The sequence below is a fragment of the Niastella sp. sgz303648 genome, assembly GCF_059587045.1.
In genome coordinates this window covers 1,041,152-1,048,078 of the sequence record NZ_JCAPSW010000002.1, presented here as the reverse complement: position 1 = coordinate 1,048,078, position 6,927 = coordinate 1,041,152, and the positions used below count along the sequence as shown (strand labels likewise).

General features: G+C 43.8%; 5 protein-coding genes. 4 read left to right on the top strand and 1 reads right to left on the bottom strand.

Annotation, left to right across the window (positions count from 1 at the left end; genetic code table 11):
- Window positions 1-334 precede the first annotated feature (334 nt).
- Window positions 335-994, top strand: a complete 660-nt coding sequence (msrA, locus tag AC59IL_RS08770; RefSeq protein WP_496551731.1) for a peptide-methionine (S)-S-oxide reductase MsrA — start codon at window positions 335-337, stop codon at window positions 992-994.
- A gap of 92 nt (window positions 995-1,086) precedes the next feature.
- Here msrA and AC59IL_RS08765 read toward each other — a convergent pair whose 3' ends face one another.
- Window positions 1,087-2,715 (bottom strand): ABC transporter substrate-binding protein, encoded by a 1,629-nt coding sequence (locus AC59IL_RS08765; protein ID WP_496551730.1) that lies wholly within the window; start codon window positions 2,713-2,715, stop codon window positions 1,087-1,089.
- A gap of 154 nt (window positions 2,716-2,869) precedes the next feature.
- Between AC59IL_RS08765 and AC59IL_RS08760 the strand changes: the two genes are divergently transcribed.
- The 3 genes from AC59IL_RS08760 to AC59IL_RS08750 all read left to right on the top strand — a co-directional run bounded on the left by AC59IL_RS08760 (window position 2,870) and on the right by AC59IL_RS08750 (window position 6,700).
- Window positions 2,870-4,585, top strand: coding sequence for a M1 family metallopeptidase (locus AC59IL_RS08760; protein WP_496551729.1), 1,716 nt, complete (start codon window positions 2,870-2,872; stop codon window positions 4,583-4,585).
- A gap of 225 nt (window positions 4,586-4,810) precedes the next feature.
- Window positions 4,811-6,307: a lipopolysaccharide biosynthesis protein gene (locus tag AC59IL_RS08755; protein WP_496551728.1), complete on the top strand. Its 1,497-nt coding sequence runs from the start codon at window positions 4,811-4,813 to the stop codon at window positions 6,305-6,307.
- Window positions 6,308-6,442: 135 nt separating this feature from the next.
- Window positions 6,443-6,700: a hypothetical protein gene (locus tag AC59IL_RS08750; protein WP_496551727.1), complete on the top strand. Its 258-nt coding sequence runs from the start codon at window positions 6,443-6,445 to the stop codon at window positions 6,698-6,700.
- Window positions 6,701-6,927 lie beyond the last annotated feature (227 nt).

Here is a 6,927-nt window from a genome sequence, read left to right as displayed (position 1 = left end):
TCGCCGCGGAAAAAGAATCTATAACGAATCGTTTTTATCTTATAAGCCGGAAAAAAAGAAATTATCACTCAACGTTTTTCATCTATCGCCACGAAAAAAAATCTATAATGCATCGTTTTTATCTTATAGCCCGGCAAAATGTACTTATGGGCGGGTCCCAACCTTTATTTTTTAAATTTGTTAACATCTGCAACAGTCCATCCAGCGTATATAAACCGTGTGTTAAGCAATTTATAAAAGCAATACAATGTCGGCCAGCTTACAAAACCGGCTTGTTTGCCCGGTTAACTTGCACGAACTTTAATAAATGCCAACAATGATAAAACAATACAGTATGAAGCTATTTTTGACCGGCATGCTGGTGACCCTGGCCACCCTGTTCTCGTGTGCGCAAAAACAAAATGCAAAAAAGAATATAAGTAAGGATATGACAACAAATACAAACGGATCAGTAAACACCCCTACCGATACCGCCACCTTTGGTACCGGTTGTTTTTGGTGTACAGAAGCTATTTTTCAGGAATTAGATGGTGTTATTAAATCAACTTCGGGCTACAGCGGCGGACACGTTGCCAACCCCGGCTATAAAGAAGTATGCACCGGCACCACCGGCCATGCCGAAGTGATTCAGGTAGTATATGATCCTAAAAAGATCACCTACGATGAATTGCTCGAAGTGTTCTGGAAAACACACGACCCTACCACGCTTAACCGGCAGGGTAATGATGTGGGCCCGCAATACCGCAGCGTAATTTTTTATCACAACAACGAGCAAAAAGAAAAAGCCGAAAAGTATAAGGCCGAACTCGATAAAAGCGGCGCTTTCGATAATCCGATAGTCACCGAAATATCTCCGTTCACCAATTTCTATGCGGCAGAAAACTATCACCAGGATTATTACAATCAGAACGGCTCACAACCCTATTGTTATTTCGTGATCAAACCTAAGGTTGAGAAGTTTCAGAAGGTATTTAAGTCGAAACTGAAGCATTAGTTGACTTGGTTGAAAAGTTGACAAGTTAACCAGTTAACAGGTTAACTTGTTAACTTCTTAACTGATCAACTTATTAACTTGTTAACTTACTGCTACTTCTCCAGGCGCGTAGTTCTCAATTCGAGTAAATTCAATCCATTGGGCGTAAAGTTCTTCACGCGTGGCTGCACCAGCCGTATCACTTCATCGTACCACAGCGGCACTATTGGTGCATCGTCGGCTATCAACTGGTCCATCTGCCGGTATAACCGGTAACGCAAACTATCATTTTCTGTTACCATAGCCTGTTCGTACAAGGCATCAAAACGGGGATTGTTATAACGGGTATAATTGGGCGGAGCAGGGTTCTTACTATAAAATACGCTCAGGTAATTTTCTGCTTCGGGAAAATCGGCGATCCAGCTTCCTCTGAAAAACAAAGCCTGCGATTTAGCGGTTTGCTCAAGCAATAAACTCTTAGGCACTACTTCTACCTGTATTTTTATTCCTGATTCCCCGGCCTGTTTTGCTATAAAGCCGGCAATATCGCTATAGGTAGCAATGGTAAGCAGTTTTATTTCGGGCAGCCCTTCCCCATCGGGAAAACCGGCCTGCGCCAGCAATTCACGTGCTTTGGCAGGATTATACGAATACCCTTTTACTACCGACGAATCGAACGATGGCAATCCGGCCGGTATAAAACCGCTTTCGGCGGGCATGCCCTTGCTGTTGTACAGGTACATGATCATCTTTCTACGGTCGAATGCATAATTGATGGCCTGGCGTACCAGTTTATTACGCAGGGGCGACTTGTTTACCAGCTGGTTGCCGGCATCCATAAGAATCCCCAGGTATTCGGTATTCAGATAGCTGTGCTTCGATAACACTACTTTTCCCTGCCAGTCTTTACGCAGCTCGCCTTTTTTGGTCAGCACTTCGTCTTTAAAAGAAGGATCGATATCGTTGATAAAATCCAGTGCGCCCTGCTGAAACAACAGGAACTCGGTGGCCTTGCTATCGAAAAAAGTTATTTTAATGCCATCGAGATAAGGCAAGGGTTTACCTGCACTATCGCGTTCAAAATAATTTTCATTCTTACGTAAAATCATGGCTTGTCCTTCTTCCCAGGCAACGAATTTAAAGGGGCCGGTTCCACAAGGGTGACTGCGAAAATCGGCTCCGTATTTTGTGACCACTTCCCGGGGTACTATTGAACAATACTGCATGCTTAGCAAACCGAGTATGGGCGCAAATGGGGCAATAAGGGTTAACTGAAAAGTTGAATCGTTCAGCGCCTTAAAACCATTTTCGCCGGCCACCCGGTCGTGAAATATCCAGGCGCCGCTGCTGGCGGTGGCCGGGTCTATAATACGGTTAAAGCTAAAGGCAACATCCGAAGCGGTTAACCGGCGTCCTTTACCATTGGGAAAAGCGGCATTGTCATGAAAAAAAACATCGGGCCGTAAATGGAACGTATATACTTTACGGTCATCCGATACACTCCAGCGATAAGCCAGCGAGGGAACTATTTTCAACGACTCGTTAGTTTGCACCAGCGTATTGTACAGTTGATGAATGGCCCATATGATCGACTGGTTTTTGGCGCCGGCCGGGTCAAGCGTAGCAATGCCGGTGGCTTCGTTATAATGAAATACCTGTTTATTACCGCCTGTACTACGGCCGCACGAATTAATCAAAATCACACCCGAAAAGACGGCAAAAAATATAACTTTAACTTTCATATATAAATGCAAATGTGCTAATTAGCTAATTTGCTAATGTGCTAATACGTTCTGGTTAGGCGTAATGTAAATAAATGGCCGGTTTTAGCATTAGCAAATTAGCACATTATCAAATTTAAATAATACCATTGTGATTCATACAAAACAAACCAACATGCAGCGTATGCCCCGTACCTTGTCATTTCTTATTTTTCATTTCTCATTTCTCATTTTCATAGCTTCTTCCTGCGCGGCCCAGCCCTTAAGCAATAAAAAACAATTTACCCGGCAGGATACATTACGGGGCTCCATTACCCCCGAGCGGGCGTGGTGGGATGTTGTACGGTATGATTTACAGGTTACGCCCGATTATACTACCAAAACGATAAAGGGAACAAACCGGTTAACGATACGGGTTTTAAAAGCCGGCAGCAAAATGCAGATCGACCTGCAGGAGCCGTTAATCATCGACAATATATCGCTTATTAAAAATACTACCGGCAATACCGGCAGCAGTGCAGCCGATAAAACAAACCTGCTGTTCGATCGTGATGGCAATGCCTGGTTTGTTACCGTACCATCATTACCTGTTAATTCAATACAGTATATCGACGTGAGTTACCATGGCAAAGCACGCGAAGCGATTCGTCCGCCATGGGATGGTGGCTGGATCTGGACAAAAGATAAAAAAGGTCGTCCCTGGATGAGCGTAGCCTGCCAGGGCCTGGGCGCCAGCGTTTGGTATCCGTGTAAAGATCATCAGAGCGATGAACCCGACAGCGGCGCTTCGTTAAGCATCACTGTGCCCGACACCCTCGTAGCTGTTGGTAATGGCCGGTTAGTGAATAAACAACTGCACAGCGATAACAACACCGCTACCTATACGTGGCAGGTTAAAAACCCCATCAACAATTATAATATCATTCCATACATCGGAAAATATGTTACCTGGCACGAAGATTATCCCGGTGAAAAAGGCAAACTCGATTGCGATTACTGGGCGCTTGACTATGACCTCGACAAAGCCAAAAACCAGTTTAAACAGGTGCCTTTAATGCTGAAATGCTTTGAATACTGGTTTGGCCCTTATCCCTTTTATGAAGATGGATATAAACTGGTTCAGGCGCCTCACCTGGGTATGGAACACCAGAGCGCTGTTGCCTACGGAAACGGTTTTCAGAACGGTTACCTGGGCCGCGACCTTTCGGGCACCGGCTGGGGCACCAAATGGGATTTTATCATCGTACACGAAAGCGGTCACGAATGGTTTGCCAATAACATTACCACCAACGATATTGCCGATATGTGGATACATGAAGGATTTACCAATTATTCCGAAACCCTGTTCACTACCTGCCAGTATGGGGTAGAAGCAGGCAATGCCTATTGTGTGGGCGCCCGGCGGCTGACACAAAACGATACGCCCATTATCGGCGCCTATGGGGTAAACCAGGAAGGCAGCAGCGACATGTATTACAAAGGCGGCAACCTGCTGCACACGATCAGACAGATCATTAACAACGACTCTGCTTTCCGCAGCATTTTGCGTGGCCTGAATAAAACATACTATCACAAAACGGTTACCAGTAAAGAAGTTGAAGACTATATCAGCCGGCAATCGGGCATTGATTTTTCAAAGGTGTTCGACCAATATCTTCGCACTACGCAAATACCGGTACTGGAATATTCAATCAAAGGAAATGAATTGAAATTCAGGTTCACCAATTGCATCAAAGGATTTACCATACCGGTAAAAATAAAAACAGGCAGTGAAGAAAAATGGGTTCGCCCCACTGAAGAGTGGACCACCATTTCAGGCTCGGCCAACGCCGATACGTTTAGTGTTGACAGGAATTTTTTTATCAATGTGAAAAAGGTCAATGGGCAGTAGGCAATGGGCAGTAGAATGCAGGCAAGTGGTAAATGGTCCCGATCGCTATCGGGAGCGAGCGGGAAGAAGGCATAAAGCGGAACGCTGAACGCAAAACGCTTAAACGAGGTGTATTTTGTTCGGCATTAAGCATTAAGCGTTCAGCATTAAGCGTTAAGCGTTCGGCATTAAGCGTTCGGCGTTTAGCGGAACATAGAACATAGAACTTAAAACTTACAACTCGTAATGAGCATAAGGCGGCAAAGTATTATTTCTTCGGTATTGGTGTATATAGGATTTGCCCTGGGCCTTTTTAATACCTGGCTGTTTGCAAGAGGCTTTGCCGAAGCGCAGTATGGGCTCACAGGAACCTTTATGGCCATTGCCAACGTTATGCTTGCGTTCTCGAACCTGGGTATGCTATATTATATCTACAAGTTCTTTCCGTATTACAACGATAATCTTCCGCCCGACAAAAACGACATGATGACGATCGCCCTTTCGGTGAGTTTTACGGGTTTTATTTTTGTAATGGTGGGCGGATATGTATTTAAAGACTTCGTAATTCAAACATATGGCGCCAACTCCCCCGAAGTGGTAGTGTATTATTACTGGCTTTTCCCTTTTGGCTTCGGTCTTTCGCTGTACACCTTGCTCGAAGCCTTTGCCTGGCAGGTAAAAAAATCGGTATTCACCAATTTTCTGAAAGAGATCTTTTTCCGCCTGCTCACTACCATACTCATTGTGCTCATCTTTGTTCGGGTTATAAAAACCTTCGACCTGTTTATTAAATTATATGCGTTTACCTATATAATCATTGCTGCAATACTGCTCACTTACCTGATCGTTACCCGCCAGCTGCACTTTACGTTTTCATTTAGCCGGGTAACAAAAAAGTTTTATAAGAAAATAATTGTATTGGGTTTGTATGTATGGGGCGGCAGCCTGTTGTACAATGTTTCTCTTGTTTTTGATACGCTGGTAATAGGGGTTGTAGTTAAAAGCGGAATGGCCTCAGTGGGCGTTTATACGCTGGCGCAAAATATATCAAGCCTCATACAGGCGCCGCAGCGAGCGCTTATTTCAGCATCGCTTGGCCCGCTGTCAAAAGCATGGAAAGATAAAGATTATGCCAACATCAACCGCATTTACCATCGGTCCAGTCTCAATCAGCTGATCTTTGCAGTGGGCATGTTTGTGCTGATATGGATCAACTTTACCGATGGCGTTTATACATTTCATTTAAAACCCGGCTATCTGTACGCACAACAGGTATTCCTGTTCATTGGTCTGATGCGTATTATTGATTTGGGCACAGGTTTAAACGGACAGATAATCGGCACCAGTACCTACTGGCGTTTCGATTTTGTAACGGGTGTTACCCTGATGGCCCTTGCCGCCCCCTTAAATTACCTGTTTACAACACACTGGGGTATAACGGGCACCGCCATGTCGAACCTCATTGCTCTCACTATCTACAATGCGATTCGCTACGTTTTCCTTTTAAGAAAGTTCAACATGCAGCCTTTTAATATTAAAAGTTTGTATGCCATATTGCTGGGTGTAGCCGGTTATGCCGTTTCTTATTTTCTGTTTCGCAATCATCAGGGACTTGGCTGGATCATACTTCGCAGTACTGTGTTTATGATGATATACGGCACCGGCGTTCTTTACTTCAATCTTTCGCCCGATATAATGCCGGTATGGCAAACGGTGAAAAGGAGACTGGGATTTAAGAAATAAGTTTTAAGTTGAATAGCTCCGCGTGAAAGCCGGTGTATATAATCATGTTTTTTAAAACACTGATCGGGGTTTAATATTAGCATTTTCTTCACGGTTGCTGTATTACTTTAGATCCTGCAACAGCAATTACCCCGCATGAAAAAAGCCCTGCTCACAATTTTATTTTATGCTATCTGTTTCGGAATTATTTATTATGCCGAAGAAGCAGCTCCTTCCGGCCCCTGTACGCCGGGGTTAGGTTTTATTATTTTGTTGCCTTTTCTGTTTGTTCCGTTTATTCTGGTGGTTCGAAGTGTTTATATCACCATGAATCGGGATAAGAAAAACTGGCCTTCTACTGTTATTCATTCGCTGTTATGCATTGCGATTTTGATAGGATTGGCTACTGGTTAAAAACCTGTACTGGCCTTTATTCTGTCAGGAACACAATGTTGTTAGAAAAATCATAAATCAACTGCGTTTCCCCTACGCGTCGAAATGAAAACCCTATTTTTTTCTACCGGCATATTGTCCTTTACAGTATCAAAAATTACGAAATCGTTTTCGTTGCTTAATTAAATGTTAAAGCAACACCTTTACCAATAATTTTCCTGCAAAAAGCACATTACAAAACTTCATTA